This is a genomic window from Sphingomonas sp. CFBP9019, from assembly GCF_034045155.1.
In the GTDB taxonomy this organism is placed as follows: domain Bacteria; phylum Pseudomonadota; class Alphaproteobacteria; order Sphingomonadales; family Sphingomonadaceae; genus Sphingomonas; species Sphingomonas aerolata.
The window spans coordinates 1-16,090 of record NZ_JAXCWK010000006.1; the positions used below are offsets into that span (position 1 = coordinate 1).

At 66.7% G+C, this 16,090-nt stretch carries 14 protein-coding genes; 7 read left to right on the top strand and 7 right to left on the bottom strand.

What is annotated here, in order from left to right:
* Positions 1-302 precede the first annotated feature (302 nt).
* On the top strand, positions 303-2,918 hold the full coding sequence (locus SOM18_RS17320; protein ID WP_320482073.1) for an exo 1,3/1,4-beta-D-glucan glucohydrolase: 2,616 nt from the start codon (positions 303-305) through the stop codon (positions 2,916-2,918).
* Positions 2,919-2,940: 22 nt separating this feature from the next.
* Here the strand turns inward: SOM18_RS17320 and SOM18_RS17325 are convergent, their stop codons facing one another.
* Positions 2,941-4,467, bottom strand: coding sequence for a hypothetical protein (locus tag SOM18_RS17325; RefSeq protein WP_320482074.1), 1,527 nt, complete (start codon positions 4,465-4,467; stop codon positions 2,941-2,943).
* A 443-nt stretch (positions 4,468-4,910) separates the two neighbouring features.
* Positions 4,911-5,081 carry a hypothetical protein gene (locus SOM18_RS17330; RefSeq protein WP_156363498.1) on the bottom strand — a complete coding sequence of 57 codons (171 nt, stop codon included), beginning with the start codon at positions 5,079-5,081 and terminating at the stop codon, positions 4,911-4,913.
* 274 nt (positions 5,082-5,355) lie between these two features.
* Between SOM18_RS17330 and paoA the strand changes: the two genes are divergently transcribed.
* From paoA to SOM18_RS17350, 4 genes are all read left to right on the top strand, one after another.
* Positions 5,356-5,997: an aldehyde dehydrogenase iron-sulfur subunit PaoA gene (gene paoA, locus SOM18_RS17335; protein WP_037529025.1), complete on the top strand. Its 642-nt coding sequence runs from the start codon at positions 5,356-5,358 to the stop codon at positions 5,995-5,997.
* Positions 5,994-6,944: a xanthine dehydrogenase family protein subunit M gene (locus SOM18_RS17340; RefSeq protein WP_320482075.1), complete on the top strand. Its 951-nt coding sequence runs from the start codon at positions 5,994-5,996 to the stop codon at positions 6,942-6,944. Before paoA ends, SOM18_RS17340 begins: the two co-directional genes overlap by 4 nt.
* Before the next feature lie 5 nt (positions 6,945-6,949).
* Positions 6,950-9,151 carry an aldehyde oxidoreductase molybdenum-binding subunit PaoC gene (gene paoC, locus SOM18_RS17345; protein ID WP_031441827.1) on the top strand — a complete coding sequence of 734 codons (2,202 nt, stop codon included), beginning with the start codon at positions 6,950-6,952 and terminating at the stop codon, positions 9,149-9,151.
* Between the two features lie 140 nt (positions 9,152-9,291).
* The gene (locus SOM18_RS17350) at positions 9,292-9,816 is read left to right on the top strand and encodes a gamma carbonic anhydrase family protein (RefSeq protein WP_031441826.1); all 525 of its coding nucleotides are present in this window, start codon (positions 9,292-9,294) and stop codon (positions 9,814-9,816) included.
* A 49-nt stretch (positions 9,817-9,865) separates the two neighbouring features.
* On the opposite strand, the gene SOM18_RS17355 is transcribed toward SOM18_RS17350, so the two are convergent.
* Entirely contained in the window at positions 9,866-12,451 is a 2,586-nt protein-coding gene (locus tag SOM18_RS17355) for a M1 family metallopeptidase (protein ID WP_320482076.1), read from the bottom strand.
* A 128-nt stretch (positions 12,452-12,579) separates the two neighbouring features.
* Between SOM18_RS17355 and SOM18_RS17360 the strand changes: the two genes are divergently transcribed.
* Positions 12,580-13,554: an NAD(P)H-dependent flavin oxidoreductase gene (locus tag SOM18_RS17360; protein WP_031441824.1), complete on the top strand. Its 975-nt coding sequence runs from the start codon at positions 12,580-12,582 to the stop codon at positions 13,552-13,554.
* Positions 13,555-13,590: 36 nt separating this feature from the next.
* On the opposite strand, the gene SOM18_RS17365 is transcribed toward SOM18_RS17360, so the two are convergent.
* The gene (locus SOM18_RS17365) at positions 13,591-14,052 is read right to left on the bottom strand and encodes a DUF1465 family protein (protein WP_031441823.1); all 462 of its coding nucleotides are present in this window, start codon (positions 14,050-14,052) and stop codon (positions 13,591-13,593) included.
* A 168-nt stretch (positions 14,053-14,220) separates the two neighbouring features.
* On the bottom strand, positions 14,221-14,418 hold the full coding sequence (locus tag SOM18_RS17370) for a YdcH family protein (protein ID WP_031393918.1): 198 nt from the start codon (positions 14,416-14,418) through the stop codon (positions 14,221-14,223).
* 220 nt (positions 14,419-14,638) lie between these two features.
* Here SOM18_RS17370 and SOM18_RS17375 point away from each other — a divergent pair, with 220 nt between their 5' ends.
* Positions 14,639-14,794, top strand: coding sequence for a YdcH family protein (locus SOM18_RS17375; RefSeq protein WP_081874429.1), 156 nt, complete (start codon positions 14,639-14,641; stop codon positions 14,792-14,794).
* A gap of 183 nt (positions 14,795-14,977) precedes the next feature.
* Here the strand turns inward: SOM18_RS17375 and SOM18_RS17380 are convergent, their stop codons facing one another.
* Both SOM18_RS17380 and dksA read right to left on the bottom strand, forming a co-directional pair.
* Positions 14,978-15,400 carry a PilZ domain-containing protein gene (locus tag SOM18_RS17380; RefSeq protein WP_235188463.1) on the bottom strand — a complete coding sequence of 141 codons (423 nt, stop codon included), beginning with the start codon at positions 15,398-15,400 and terminating at the stop codon, positions 14,978-14,980.
* Between the two features lie 87 nt (positions 15,401-15,487).
* Positions 15,488-15,949, bottom strand: a complete 462-nt coding sequence (dksA, locus tag SOM18_RS17385) for an RNA polymerase-binding protein DksA (protein WP_031393916.1) — start codon at positions 15,947-15,949, stop codon at positions 15,488-15,490.
* Between the last annotated feature and the right edge of the window lie 141 nt (positions 15,950-16,090).

Below are 16,090 nucleotides of genomic sequence, written 5' to 3' on the forward strand. Positions count from 1 at the left end.
CAGACCGTGTGGCCGTTCGCTGCGGTGACACCCCTCTAGGCCCACTCCCCAATCCCGTCAAACGCAAATTTCACTTTTATGGCAATTTTTGCGCCCTGGCGCGTTCTGCGCCCCCGTGACGCTTATAGCCGGCTTTCCGAGCGGTGGCAGACAACACCGGAGTTCGGATGCGAACTCGATCCTTCCCTTGCTTGTAACGTAAATGATTTGCCCGACGCCCCGCTGCGGCGATAGCAGGGTGGCAATGCCCGGGGGCGTCGGCATCAGTCGAAGCGCTTCGAACCGGGATCAGGGAGATAAGGATGTCGACGGGTTTCTCATCGGTGACGATCGCACTGCTGCTACAGACCGCGGCCTCGCCGATCGCGTCGCGACCGCCAGCCTCGCCGCCCCCTGCCCCTGCCCCGACATCTACTCCGACATCTGCTCCGACATCTGCCGCGCCAGCCGCAAACCCGGCGTCCACACCGCTTTCGGCGGTCGCGAATCCAGGCCTCTGGCCGACCGCCAAGGCCATGCCTTTGCGCGACGCGAAGATCGAAGCGCGGCTCGACGCGATCGTCGCGCGCATGTCGATCGAGGACAAGGTCGGCCAGCTGATCCAGGTCGACATCGCCAGCATCACCCCCGCGGACCTGCGCACCTACAAGCTCGGCTCGATCCTCAACGGGGGCAATTCGGGGCCGAACGGCGACGATCTCGCGCCGCCGATCGAGTGGCTGAAGCTCGCGGATGCCTTTTACGATGCGTCGATGGCGCGCAGCGACGGTCGGCCCGCCATTCCGGTGATCTGGGGCACCGACGCGGTGCACGGCAACAACAACATTCCCGGTGCGACGCTCTTCCCGCATAATATCGGCCTCGGTGCGACGCGCGACCGTGACCTGATGCGCGAGATCGGCCATGTGACCGCGATCGAGACCGCCGCCGCCGGGATCGACTGGACCTTCGCGCCGACGCTCGCGGTGGTCCGCGACGATCGCTGGGGCCGCACCTATGAAAGCTATTCGGAAGAACCCGCGGTCCAGACCGATTTCGCCGGCGCGGTGATCGAGGGCGTGCAGGGCAAGGTCGGCACCAGGGATTTCCTTGCCCCCGACCGCGTGATCGCGACGACCAAGCATTTCCTCGGCGACGGCGGCACCGGCGGGCGCGACCAGGGCGATGCACTGATCCCCGAAACGACGCTGCGCGACATTCATCTCGGTGGCTACCCCGCCGCGATCGAGGCAGGTACGCAATCGGTGATGGCGAGCTTCTCGAGCTGGAACGGCGCCAAGATGCACGGCAATAAGAGCCTGCTGACCGGCGTGCTCAAAGACCGGCTGCATTTCGACGGCTTCGTGGTCGGTGACTGGAACGGCCACGGCCAGGTCGAGGGCTGTTCGAACGAGAGCTGCGCCGCCGCGATCAATGCCGGGCTCGACATGTTCATGTATTCGGGGAGCGGGTGGAAAACGCTCTACGCGAACACGCTGAAACAGGCGCAGTCGGGCGAGATCTCCGCCGCTCGGCTCGACGACGCGGTCCGCCGCATCCTCCGCGTCAAGCTGCGCGCGGGCACGTTCGACCGCGGGCGGCCGTCGTCGCGCGCGCTTGCGGGCAAGATGGAGCGGATCGGCGCGGCCGACCACCGTGCCATCGCACGGCGGGCAGTGCGCGAATCGCTGGTGCTGCTCAAGAACCAAGGCGGGCTGCTGCCGCTCAAGCCCACGGCCAATATCCTGGTCGCAGGCGGCGGTGCCGATGATATCGCACAACAGGCGGGCGGCTGGTCGCTGACCTGGCAGGGTAGCGGCCTCACCAATGCGAACTTCCCCAATGCCCAGTCGATCTGGTCGGGCATCGACGCGGCGGTCAAGGCGGCGGGCGGCACCGCGACGCTGTCGGCGAACGGCAGCTTCGCGAAGAAACCCGATGCGGCGATCGTCGTGTTCGGCGAACAGCCCTATGCCGAGTTCAAGGGCGACCGCCCGACGCTCGACTATAGCCCCGACGACAAGGCCGATCTCGCGCTGCTCCGTAAGCTCAAGGCGGCGGGCGTGCCGGTGGTGGCGGTATTCCTCTCCGGACGGCCGCTCTGGGTGAACGCCGAGCTCAATGCCGCCGATGCGTTCGTCGCGGCGTTCCTGCCGGGGAGCGAGGGCGGCGGCGTCGCCGACGTGCTGTTCCGCACCAAGGACGGGCGCATCGCGAACGACTTTCGCGGCAAGCTCAGCTTCTCCTGGCCCAAACGCCCCGATCAATATGTGCTCAACCGCGCGGACCCCGGCTATGATCCGCTGTTCGCCTATGGCTATGGGTTGAGCTACGCGAAGCCGGGCACCGTCCCGAAGCTCGACGAGACGCGCCCCGCCGGACTCGCCGTGGCATCGAGCGGCATCGTGTTCGGCAAGGGTCGCGTCCCCGAAGGCTGGTCGCTCGTCCTCGCCGAACAGGGACAGTCGAAGGTCCGCCTCCTTGGCGTCAATGCGACGACGACGAACCGGCGGCTCACCGCCTCGGCGGTCGACCGCCGCCGCCAGGAGGATGCACGCAGCCTCGTCTGGTCGGGCGGTGCGGCCGAGGCACGCATCGAGGCGGATCGTCCGCTCGATCTCACGCGGGAGAGCAATGGCGAGTTGAGCCTCGTCGTCGACCTGCGCGTCGATCGCGCCGCCAGCGCACCCGTTACGATCGGCATGGTCAGCCATGACGGTGCCGTGGTGAGCGTCCCGATCACCAGGACGCTCGCGACCGGTACGCCGGGCGAATGGCGCCAGGTCGTCGTGCCGCTGCAATGCTTTGCCAAGCGCGGTGTCGACATGGCGGATGTCACCGCACCCTTCGTGCTCGCGACCGACGGCGCGCTTGGGGTGTCGGTATCCGACGTGAGGATCGATTCGGCGCCGGTGCCGATGACCCAGTGCGGCGACTGAGGTCGATCGGCGTCGCGGCCGCCTAGACGGCGTTCGCGTCCAGCGGCGTCGTCCGCGGTTGGAGGCGGAACGGATCGAACCCCTGCGGCAGCCCGACGCTGACGGGATTCGGCAGGATCCGCCCTACCCGCGTCGCCGCGGCGACGACGTCGGGCGCGGTCCGGACCGCGTCGTCGACCGGGTCCGTCAACCGGTCGAGCGGCGTCGTCGTTGCGGAGCCGGTCGGCTGGACATAGCGCAGCGCCCAGTCGCGGGTCGTCTCGTCAGCGAGCCGGCGGATGACGAGCGCGCGCGCCGCGGCCTGGTCGCCCCGACAGACATACATCTGCATCGCGGCGTCCGGCACCAGCGCTTCGTCCAACAGCACCTCTGCGGTGACGGGTTCGGCGGCAGCGCTCTGTCCAGTCCGGGCGAGCGCACAGGCCTGCCAGGCTTTGACGAGCAGGACGGACGCGCGGTTGACGTTGCTCCCGTATCGTTTCGCCCGATCGAGAAAGACGTCGGCGCGCGTGAGGACCTGCGGCCAGTCGGTCTCCATCGCCGCCAGCTGCAGATAGGCGCCGTCGAGATTGAGGCCATTGCCCTGGTCGTCGGCCGGCACGGTCGTCGCGACCCTGGCCAGCAATGCCTGCGCCTCGTCATAGCGCCCCTGATGCGCCAGCGCCCTGGCGACGATCGGCGCGAGGAACACGCCCTCGCCCCGCGGCGCGCCCGCGGCACGCGCCTCCACTGGCACCGCCGCTCCGGTGTCGATCCCGTCGAACATTGGCAGGAACAGGCCGAGCACCGCGGGATACGCCTCGAGGCGGGAAAGGCGACGCGCATAGGGCGTAGCGGTGTCGAAATCGGCAGCCGCCGCCCAGTCGCCGCGCAGCTCGTCGAGGTAGCGCCGCGACTGGGCAGCGAGATCGGCCCCGGCCCATTCCGCGATCCGCGGCCAGAGCGGCGCATAGCGTCGGTCGATATAGAGTGTGAGCAGATCGTCCGGATCGCCGATCGTCGTGACGAGGTTTGCCGCCTCGTCAGTCGATGCGCCTGTCGACATCCGCATCGCCTCGCGCGTGCGGGACAAGGCTGCGGTCGAGCGTTCGGGCGCGAGCCCCGAACTGAAGCCGATCTCGCCAAGCCGGGCGTTGAGCCGGTCTGCCCGGCTCCGGTCGCCGATCTCGGTCAAACGCCCCGTCAACGCCATGACGACGTAGCGGTCGAAATGCCGCGTCATCTCCGGCGCAAGCCGGCTGGCCTGGAGGAGGAGATCCGCGGCGCGCTGCGGCGAACCGGAAAACGTATAGATTCCCGTCGCGACGAGTTTCGGCCGCGGATCATCCGGCAGAAGCCGCAGCGCCTCCTCGATCGCCGCGACCGCGGGGCCGGTCGCCTGCGCGCTTGCGAGAACACCGGCCCGCACCGTCTGCACCATGCCGCGCAGCGGCGTCGGCCGCGGCAGTTTGGCAAGGACCGCATCGAGCCGGGCGATGTCGGGCGATCGTCCGGCAATCGCCGACGCTGCCTCCGCCATCACCTCGCGATCTGCGGGATCGGTCGTCATCGCTAGGGGATCTGCGACCTGGGCGCGAGCCACCCCTGGGGTCATGCCAAAAGCCATCGTCACGGCGACCGCGGTCAGCGCCATTTTAGATCTGAAAACCGGTCTCATGCTGTTCCCCTCTGCACAGATCCGAGCACAGGGGGCGCAGACTGTCCATCGCTCCACCTCCGACTTTTTTTGACGTCGAGTCGCGGCACCGATGAAAGCGCGAGGATGCGGACTGCGCGCGCGCTGCGGCAACCGGCAGCGCGTACAGTCAGGGCGAGCGACGCTGTTCACGGATCGCCGCCGTTATCGGCCGCCTTAACTGGCATCGGCCGCGCGCGAGCGGATCGAACGCCGAGACGGATCATGCCCGGACGGTCCAGCTGGCGATCCTCTAGAACGGGACCTTTCCCCGGCGCCACGACTGACGTGGTTTCGACTCGCCGAGCGCCAGCCCCTCAGGCGGGGTCCGCGCTGCCCTGTTCGGTGATCGGATGGAGCGCGGCGCGCACGTTGACCGACGTCAGCTCCTGTTCGATCCAGTCGACACAATCGCTGATCTTCGCCCCGACCAGCGCGTTGCCGCCCTCGTCAGCGATGCGCAACGCCTCCTCAAGGAGGAAAGCCATCGACCTCAGTCGAGCAACCGTCTGCGCGTAACTCTGCATCGCTCAATCCCTTGATCGTGATCATGACGATATCAGAATTGCGTGCGATTTGAAGGGTCAATGACGGTGTCGGATTGGGACTTTTGGCTTAGACCGTCAATTATCTCGGTCCCGCCCTATGGCGCGGCAGCCGCCTGATACCTATTTTTTCCGAGTTAGGGCGGATTCCGGCGTGGCGACGCAACCGGTTCCGTGGCGATCCGTTCGTTAGCGGATCAGGGAGCTTTAGATCTTTATGAACAGCAATGACGGATTTCCCGTATCGCGCCGTGGCGTGATCGCGGGTGGCGTAGCGACCGCGACCCTGACCGGGACCCCGGTGGGTGCGCAGGTGGCGGCACCGCAACAGACCCCGCCGACGACGATGCCGGTGACGCTCAAGGTCAATGGCCGCAATACCCTGATCGAGGTCGATACGCGGACGACCCTGCTCGACGCGCTGCGCGAGACGATGAAGCTGACGGGCACGAAGAAGGGCTGCGATCACGGCCAGTGCGGCGCCTGCACGGTCATCGTCGAAGGCCGGCGGATCAACAGCTGTCTGACGCTCGCAGTGATGCACGAGGGCGACTCGATCACCACGATTGAGGGTCTGGGCACGCCGGAGAAGCTGCACGCGATGCAGGCCGCCTTCGTCAAGCATGACGGCTATCAGTGCGGCTATTGCACGCCAGGCCAGATCTGCTCCGCGGTCGCGACGCTCAACGAGATCAAGGAAGGCATCCCCAGCCATGCCACCGGCGACATCGCCGCCAAGCCGAAGGTGACGACCGCCGAACTTCAGGAGCGGATGAGCGGCAATATCTGTCGCTGTGGCGCCTATTCGAACATCATCGACGCGATCCACGACGTCGCCGGCACGGAGCGCATGGCATGAAGGCCTTTACCTTCGAACGCGCCAAGACCGCGAGCGCCGCCGCGGCAGCGGCGGTCCGTACGCCTGGCGCCAAGTTCATCGCGGGCGGGACCAACCTGCTCGACCTGATGAAGCTGCAGATCGAGACGCCGCAGCATCTGATCGACGTCAACGGCCTCGATCTCGATACGATCGCACCAACCAGCGACGGCGGCCTGCGGATCGGTGCGCTGGTTCGCAACACCGACCTCGCCGCCGACGCCCGCGTCCGCAAGGACTACGGCGTGCTCAGCCGGGCACTCGTGTCAGGCGCGTCCGGCCAGTTGCGCAACAAGGCGACCACCGCGGGCAATCTGCTGCAACGGACCCGCTGCCCCTATTTCTACGATACCACCAAGCCCTGCAACAAACGCCAGCCGGGCAGCGGCTGCGCGGCGATCGGCGGCTTCAACCGCAATTTCGCGGTCATGGGGACCAGCGATGCGTGCATCGCGACGCACCCGAGCGACATGGCGGTCGCGATGCGAGTGCTCGATGCGACCGTAGAGACGGTCAATTCGGCCGGCCAGACACGCGCCATCCCGATCGCCGACTTCCACCGGCTGCCGGGCACGACGCCGCATATCGAGACCGCGCTCGCCGCGGGTGAGCTGATCACCGCGGTCACGTTGCCAAAGCCGATTGGCGGCACGCACATCTACCAGAAGGTGCGTGACCGTGCCTCCTACGCGTTCGCTTTGGTGTCGGTCGCGGCGGTCATCCAGCCCGATGGCCGCGGGCGCCTTGCCTTTGGCGGCCTCGCGCACAAGCCGTGGCGGGTCGAAGCTGCCGAGGCGCAACTGCCCAAGGGCGCCAAGGCCACGGCCGCGGCCGTTCTGGCTGGTGCCCGCACGACGTCGCAAAATGCATTCAAGCTGCCGCTGATCGAACGCACGATCCACGCAGTGCTCGAAGAAGCGAAGGCCTGATCGCCATGAAGTTCGACACTCCCGCAACGACCAACCCGATCGACCGCATGAAGGTCGTCGGCCAACCGGTCGACCGCATCGACGGCAAGCGCAAGACCACCGGAACCGCGCGCTATGCCTATGAACGCAACGACGCCGCACCGAGCGCGGTCTATGGCTATATCGTCGGCGCGGCGATCGCCAAGGGCCGGATCGAGCGGATCGATTTCGCCGAAGCCAAGGCTGCACCAGGCGTCCTCGCCGTCGTCACGCATGAAAATGCCGGTACGGTGGCCAAGGCGCAGGCGCATACCGCCCGCATGCTCGCGGGCCCCGACGTCCAGCATTTCGATCAGGCGGTCGCGATCGTGGTCGCATCGACATTCGAACAGGCGCGCGCAGCGGCGAAGCTGGTCCGCGTCACCTATGCCCGCAGCGCCGGGAAATTCGACCTCGCCGCGGAGAAATCCGCCGCGGTGAAGCCGAAGGACGGCAAGCCCGATACCGCGATCGGCGACTTCGCCGGCGCCTTTGCCAAGGCCCCGGTCAAGCTCGACCAGACCTATACCACGCCCGATCAGAGCCATGCGATGATGGAGCCGCACGCGACGACCGCTGCGTGGACGGGGTCGAAGCTGACGCTGTGGACCTCGAACCAGATGCTCAACTGGGCGGTGCGCGACATGAGCGAGACGCTCGGCATTCCCAAGGAGGACATCCACGTCTTGTCGCCCTTCGTCGGCGGCGGCTTCGGGTCGAAGCTCTGGATCCGCAGCGATGCGGTGATGGCCGCGCTCGCCTCGCGGGCGATCGGCGGCAAGCCGGTCAAGGTCGCGCTGACCCGTCCGCAGATCATGAACAACACCACGCACCGTCCGGCGACGATCCAGCGGCTCCGGATCGGCGCGCGCAAGGACGGCACGATCACCGCGATCGCGCATGAAAGCTGGTCGGGCGATCTCCCCGGTGGCGGACCCGAGACCGCGCCGAACGTCACCCGGCTGCTCTATGCGGGCGCGAACCGGATGACCGCGACGCGGCTCGCGACGCTCGACCTTCCTGAGGGCAACGCGATGCGCGCCCCCGGCGAGGCGGTCGGGCTGCTCGCGCTCGAGGCGGCGATGGACGAGCTTGCCGAGACGCTGAAAATGGATCCGGTCCAGCTGCGCATCGTCAACGATACGCAGGTCGATCCCGAATCGCCCAAGCGCGCCTTCTCGCACCGCGATCTCGTCGGCTGTCTCAGGACGGGCGCGGAGCGGTTCGGCTGGAACAAGCGCAATCCCGTGCCGGGCCAGGTCCGCGAAGGCCGCTGGCTCATCGGCATGGGCATGGCGTCCGCCTTCCGCGACAATGTCACGATGAAGTCCGGCGCGCGCGTCGGGATCGACAAGAAAGGCGTCGTCACCGTCGCCACCGACATGACCGACATCGGCACCGGCAGCTACACGATCATCGCGCAGACCGCGGCCGAGATGATGGGCGTGCCGCTCGACAAGGTGATCGTCCTGCTCGGTGACAGCAGCTTCCCCGTCTCGTCCGGTTCGGGCGGCCAATGGGGCGGCAACAGCTCGACCGCGGGCGTCTATGCGGCCTGTTCGGCACTGCGCGACAGCGTCGCACGCAAGCTCGGCTTCGACCCGACCGACATCGTCTTCGAGGACGGCAAGGTGAAGTCGGGCAACCGCAGCGTATCGCTCGCCGAGGCGGCGGGCGATGCGGGCCTGTCGGCGGAGGACTCGATCGAGTTCGGCGATCTGACCAAGACCTATGCGCAGTCGACCTTCGGCGCCCATTTCGTCGAGGTCGCGGTTGATTCGGCGACCGGCGAGGTTCGGGTACGCCGGATGAGCGGTGCGTTTGCCGCCGGGCGAATCCTTAACCCCAAGTCGGCGCGCAGCCAGGTCATCGGCGCGATGACCATGGGCGTCGGTGCGGCGCTGATGGAAGACGCGGTCGTCGACAAAAGGTTCGGCTATTTCGTCAATCACGACATGGCCGAATATCATGTCCCGGTGCATGCCGACGTCCCCTATCAGGACGTGTTCTTCATGGACGAGACCGACGCCAAGTCGTCGCCGATGAAGGCCAAGGGCGTCGGCGAGCTCGGCATCTGCGGCGTCGGCGCCGCGGTCGCGAATGCGGTCTACAATGCCTGCGGCGTCCGGATCCGCGAATATCCGCTGACGCTCGACAAGGTGATCAAGGGCATGCCGCCCGTCGCCTGAAATACCGTCGCCTGACGGCCTGTCCTGCCGCTCTTGCAGACGATCCCGCCGTATCGCAGACATCGAACCGATGATCTGCGGTGCGGCGGTGTCGTTTCGGGCTTCGTCGCAGCCCGCGGGTTCGACGGAGAGACCTTGCGATGCCGCTTTATGCCCTGGGCGACAAACGCCCCACCTGCCACCCGACCGCCTGGGTCGCGCCAAGCGCCGATCTGATCGCCGATGTCCAGCTGGGCGAGGCGGCGAGCGTGTGGTTCGGTGCGGTCGTCCGCGCGGACAATACGCCGATCGTCATCGGCGCGCGCAGCAACATCCAGGAGGGCGCGATGCTCCATTCGGATCCCGGCGCGCCGCTTCGGATCGGCGAGGATTGCACGATCGGCCATCACGCCATCCTCCACGGCTGCACGGTCGGCGACCGGTCGCTGATCGGCATGGGGGCGATCCTGCTCAACCATGCGGTGATCCCGGAGGACTGCATCGTCGGCGCCGGCGCGCTCGTCACCGAGGGCAAGACCTTTCCCGCGGGCAGCCTGATCATCGGCAGCCCGGCGCGTGCGGTCCGGCAGCTCGATGAACAGGCGATCGCGGCGCTCCGCATTTCCGCCCAGCATTATGTCGAGAAGGCCCGCGCCTGCGCAACCGGACTGACCCGTATCGACTAGCCATGCGCGCCGGACCCCGGGACATCGCCCGGGAAACGGCGCCGTTGTGTCAGCCGGCGACCCACTTGGTGACGGCGGGACGCAGCTGGTCGGCGGCGGCCTTGCGGACCGCGATCGTCGACAGCGACCGCGTCACGCCGCCTCGCGACGAGGCGGGCAGATATTTGTCCGCAAAGGCGCTGATCTTGCCCGGCATCGCCGGATCGTTCGAGCCCGCGCCGAGCCCGACGATATAACCCGATCGCGTGCTCGCCTCGAGGAAGCTCTCGACCAGCTCACGGTTCGCGACTGCCCAGTCGAACGCCAGGTCGGGATGCGCCCCCGCGACGGCGCGGAGCAGCCCGGCCTTTTGCGGCGCGGAGATTGTGTCGGTCTTGAGCAGCGCGAGCGCCCGCCCCGCAGTTGCGGGGTCGCGCGCGGCCCCGAGCAGCGTCACGAACCGGTTCTTGGCAACCGGGCTCTTCTCCGCCTTGGCGAGCGCAAGCAGCGCGTCCCATTCCGCCGGGGTCGCGTTGACGGCATAGGTCGACAGGATCGGCTGGCGGATCGCCGGCGGGATCGCGGTCGGATCGGTCGCCAGCGCCGCGACATAGCGCCGCGCACGGTCCGCGACGCCCGTATCGCCATTGGTGCCGAGCCGCCCGACCAGCGTCTCGCGCAAATTGCTCGTCAGCGGCGATTCGCCCGGTTTAGCCTCGAAGCCGATCCGCGCGAGCACGGGGCCAAGGATCGCGACCGACCGCGCGCGCAGCGGCGCCTCGAGCGGGGTGTCGTCGTACAGCCCGGTGATCCGGCCGAGCGCGCCTGCGACCGACGACCATTCGAGCGGATCGGCGCCCGGCCCGACCTTGTCCATCACCGCGAAATAACGCGACAGGTCCTGATAGCCGCCCGCCGCCAGTGCGAAATCATCGCCCAGCGTGCCCAGCCGGTCGGCGAGGTCTAGTCTGGCATAGTCGCGGACGATCGCGGCATGGCCCGCATCGTCGTACATCACGCGGGTATAGCTGCCCTTGCCGCGGTTGAGGACGACCGTACCGCATCCCCGGATCGTGACTCGCGACGGCGCTGCGCCCGTGACGATCGTCGCCGTCTGCGCACCGCCGAGATTGCCCACGACCAGCGGCACGTGCCAGGTCTGCGGCGTCTTCGATGCCGCATCCAGCCCGAACCGGCCCTGCGTCAGCATGGCGGTGGTAACGCCGCCGTTGCAGGTCGCGCCCGTCATCGTCACCAGCGGCACGCCGCCCTGCAAGGTGAAGTCGTGCGCGATCTCTGCGACCGGCTTGCCCGCGGCTGCGGACAATTCGGCCCAGAGCTGTTCGGTGACCGTGTTGCCGTATTTATACTTGGCCATGTAGCTGCGGATGCCCTTGCGGAACACGTCGGGGCCGAGCGTCGATTCGAGCATGCCAATCACGGCCTGCCCCTTCGAATAGGTGATGCCGTCGAACGCTTCGCCAATCTGGTCGACGGTCTCGACCTTGCGGATGATCGGGTGCGTCGCGGACGTTGCGTCGATCCCCATCGCCCCCTCGCGCTCGCCCGACACCGCGGCCGCCTCGGATTTCCACGCTGGCACGAGTACGCCGCTCGACTTGCCCTCCATCCACGAGGCGAACCCCTCGTTCAGCCACAGATCGTCCCACCACGCCATGGTGACGAGGTCGCCGAACCACTGGTGCGCCATTTCATGCGCGACAACGGTATAAATGCGCTGCTTCGCGCTTTCGGTCGCGCGCTTCGGGTCGAACAGCAATTCGTTCTCGAAATAGAAGATCGCGCCCCAATTCTCCATCGCGCCGAAAAACTGGCTCGATCCCGGCCCCGCGATCATGTCCATCTTGGGCAGCGGATAGGGCTGGCCGAAATAGTCGTTGTAATAGGCAAGCAGGTCCTTCGCGGCGGCGAGCGCATAGTCGCCCTGATCGACGACTCCCTTGCGGCTGATGATGCCGATCTCGGTCTTGCCCGCCATCAGCGTCTTGCGCTCCATGTCCCCCATGCCGAGGAACAGCAGATAACTCGACATCAGCGGCGTCTCGCCGAACTTGTAGAGCTGCGTGCCGTCCGCCTGCTTCGTGATCGCCGTGGCAGGCATGTTCGAGAAGGCCAGCTGAGCGCCCGGCGCGACCGCGGACAGGCGGAACTTCGCCTTGAACGCGGGCTCGTCCCACATCGGTGCGAACCGGCGCGCGTCGGGGGCCTCGAACTGGGTCGCGAGCATCCGCGACGACGACCCGTCGGCATTGGCATAGTCGATCGCGAACAGCCCGGACGCGGACTGGTTGATCTTGCCCGTCCAGGCAAAGGCCAGGCTGTGCCGCCCGACGCTCACCGCCGCGGGCAGCGTCACCGTAAGCAGCTGTGCTGCGGCGTCCGCCTTTACGGTGGCGGGGCGGCCGTCGAACGTCGCCGACGTGATGTTCAAATCCGCCGCGTTCAACTGGATCGTCCGGGTCGCCTGCTTGACGTCGATGGTCACCGTCTCGGTCCCGCTGAACGTCATCGCCTTCGCATCCGGGCGTACCTGGATATCGTACAGGATCGGCACGACACTGCGCGGCAACTGCCCTGCGGCAAGCGCGGGCGCAGACACGGACAGCGCCAGCAAGGCGGCAACGGCAAACTTCATGGCGGCACATCTCCGGAACACTCTATGCCGATCGCTCTAAGCATTTGCGGTCACATGGCAATCACACGTGACTGCCGCTCTAACCAGAATGCTGGCGCAGCCGTTTCGGCTGCGCTATGAAACGCGCCATGACCGTACCCGCTATTCTAAAGAGCCTGCGCCTGCCCGTGATCGGGTCGCCGCTGTTCATCATTTCCGGACCCGACCTGGTGATCGCCCAGTGCAAGGCGGGCATCGTCGGATCCTTCCCGGCGCTCAATGCGCGACCGCAGGCGATGCTCGACGAATGGCTCCACCGGATCACCGAGGAGCTAAGCGCGCACAATCGCGCCAATCCCGATCGCCCCGCCGCGCCGTTCGCGGTCAATCAGATCGTCCACAAGTCGAACGACCGGCTCGAACGCGATCTCGAAACCTGTGCCAAATGGCAGGTGCCGATCGTGATCACCTCGCTCGGCGCGCGCGAGGATCTGAACACCGCGGTGCATGGCTGGGGCGGGATCACGCTGCACGACGTCATCGATGACCGGTTCGCGCGCAAGGCGATCGAAAAGGGTGCCGACGGCCTGATCGCGGTCGCCGCGGGCGCCGGCGGCCATGCCGGACGACTATCGCCGTTTGCGATCATCCAGGAGATTCGCCAGTGGTTCGACGGTCCGCTCGCGCTGTCGGGCGCGATCGCGACCGGCGACGCGGTACTCGCGGCGCAGGCGATGGGTGCCGATTTCGGATATATCGGCTCGCCCTTCATCGCGACGGTCGAGGCGAATGCCGACCAGGCCTATAAGGACGGCATCGTCGCGGGGCGCGCGGCGGACATCGTCTATTCGAACCTGTTCACCGGCGTGCACGGCAATTACCTGCGCGCGTCGATCGTCGCAGCCGGGATGGATCCCGATGCGCTGCCCGAGGGCGACCTTAAGACGATGAACTTCGGGGGCGGTGCCAATGCCGAAGGTGGATCGAAGCCCAAGGCGTGGAAGGATATCTGGGGATCGGGCCAGGGCATCGGTGCGGTTACCGCGGTAGAGAGCGTCGCCGACCGCGTCGACCGGCTTGAGCGCGAATATCGCGCGGCACGCACCCGGCTCGGCCTCGTCTAGGCCAGGCTCGTCTGACGGTACGCCCCGCCAGCGGCATTAGAGGACGCGGGCGAGGCGATCCTGCATCGACAAGGCGGGGCTCGCGGCGGGCCGTGGCGCATCAAGCGCGGCGTCGAGCAGCGCGACGCGCCGGTGAAGCTGCATGCTCGCGGTGATCAGCGCCCTCGCGCTGGGTGGAAACGCCGCCAGCATCGCGTCATCGGTCACCGGCGCCTCGCCGAGCCGCCGCGCCGGATCCAGCGCCTCGCCCCGCGTGAGTTCACCCGCCTGAACCGCGCGCTGCGTCAGCAACCACGCGAGGACATGGAGCAACCGGGTCGTGACCTTGAGCGATTCACAGCTCAGGCTGACGCGGACGAGCGGTTCGAGCCCGTCCCGGTCGGTCCGTCCCGTATCGTCGAAATAGGCCCGCGCCTCTTCGGCCAGCCGCATCGCTTCACGGTACAGCGCACCGATCATGCGGTCTTGCAGGGGCAGTTCGGGCGGTCGACCAATCATTCTGCCCGACTGCCATAGCCGCATCGCCGCGCCCATCGGGAAAACGCAGCGATGCGCCAGGATGTGTCCCGAAACGCGCCGCTTCGATCGACCGCTCGATCTATATTATGACGCAATTTGAAGGCGCTGTCCGAAATCACGCCCCGCATCCGCGCCTGCTCGGACGGGTCAGGCGATGATGTCGGGGATCAACTGGTCCTCGAACGCGGCAATTTCGTCGCGTAGCCGCAGCTTGCGCTTCTTGAGCCGGGCGATCTGCAGCTGGTCGGGAACGGTGAGCGACCAGAGCGCGGCGATTGCCGAATCGAGGTCGCGATGCTCGGTCCGGATTTCGTCCAGTCGGACCCTGATCTGTGCCTCGTCCACCATCATGTCCTTCGCCCACCCCTGCTACGCGGTCCTTAGCAAATGCATGGCATTGCGCGAGCACCAAAAACTGCCCGACGCGCGCCGTTCGGCCGCCCGGGCTCGGCCCGTCGCACGTGACGGCTCGCCCGGTCGATTCACCAATCTTCGTTAAAGACTTTTGGGTGGCGCGATGGTTTACTCGGGACCCCAACACGAATGCAGAAGGAGTTTTTCCACCATGCAAACGACGCACCAGGCTGCGCTGGAAACCAAGCATCAAATGCTCGACCGCCGGATTTCCGAAGAGGTACACCGGCCTATGCCCGACGCGCTGGCGCTCGCAGGACTGAAGAAGCAGAAGCTTCGCCTGAAGGAAGAACTCGCCAACCTCTAGACCCAACGCCGTTCGTGGCGGCGGGCGATCGGCCTGTCGTCACGCGGTTCCGGCTTTTCCGATTCCTTCCCCCTCGGGAAAGCCGGACTGGCGGGGTGCCGGATACGCCACCACCGCCTCTTCAGTCAGCCCCTATTCAACCGTTACCGGCAACCTAACGCTGCCCCGCTCTACCGGACGAGGTTACCGTGACCGCGGCTCCCGGAACACGATCGGCTTGGCGAAGGTCGGCGTCGTCTGCCCCTGCCCGACCGACTTGCGCGCCTTCATCGGGTCGATCGTCTCGTCGAGCGCGATTCCCAGACGACCCTGCGTGCACCACGCCACCCGTCCGGTAACCTCACCAATCCCGCGCAGGTCGATCGTGACCGGCGTATCGACGGCAAGCGGCCGATCGAACTCGATCATCAGCCCGCCCTCGGACAGGTTGCGGACCCGCACCTCGTACACACCCGCACCGTCGGCATAGCTGAACCGCGCGATCATCAGCAGGCTGTCACGGACCGGCCGGTTCTGGCCCGGGTCTGCGCTATCCTCGACGGACTCCCCGGCGCCGGCACCTGCCGCACCCTCGGCGCCCAACGACCCTTGGTTTCTCATGTCCATCCGTATTCCTGTGTCCCGACGTCGAGATATGCGTCGCATATATCAGAAGGCGGACCACGTGCCTATGCGCTGTTCGCCGACCCGATATCAGTCCTCGCGGGAGATTTTTTCGTTGCGCTCGTGGCGTTCCTGCGCCTCCACGGTCATCGTCGCGATCGGCCGCGCCTCGAGGCGGGCCAGGCTGATCGGTTCGCCCGTGACTTCGCAATAGCCATATTCGCCATCGTCGATCCGGCGGATCGCCGCCTCGATCTTCGAGACGAGCTTGCGCTGGCGATCCCGGGTCCGCAGTTCGATCGACCAGTCGGTTTCGCTCGACGCACGGTCGGTCAAATCCGCCTCGCGCAGCGAATCGACCTGGAGCTGCGACAGGGTTTCCTGCGATTCCCGCAGGATAGCGTCCTTCCACTGCTGCAGCTTCTGCCGGAAATAGGCCTGCTGACGCAGGCTCATGAACGGCTCGTCGGCCGTCGGTCGATAGCCATCGGCATCATTGGCTGCTGCAAGATTGGTACCGTGCTCGTCTACGCGATTCATTACCGTTGCCATACCACTCTCCCTCTGGCCGGTCGGCGCGAAAAGCCGCGTCTCGAAGCCACCCCCAAATGGTGAAAGGGCCTATAGTCTTACGTGTTCCGGACCACAAGCGAGCAGACTTGCGCTTGGATCGATAATGAAGACACATTCTTG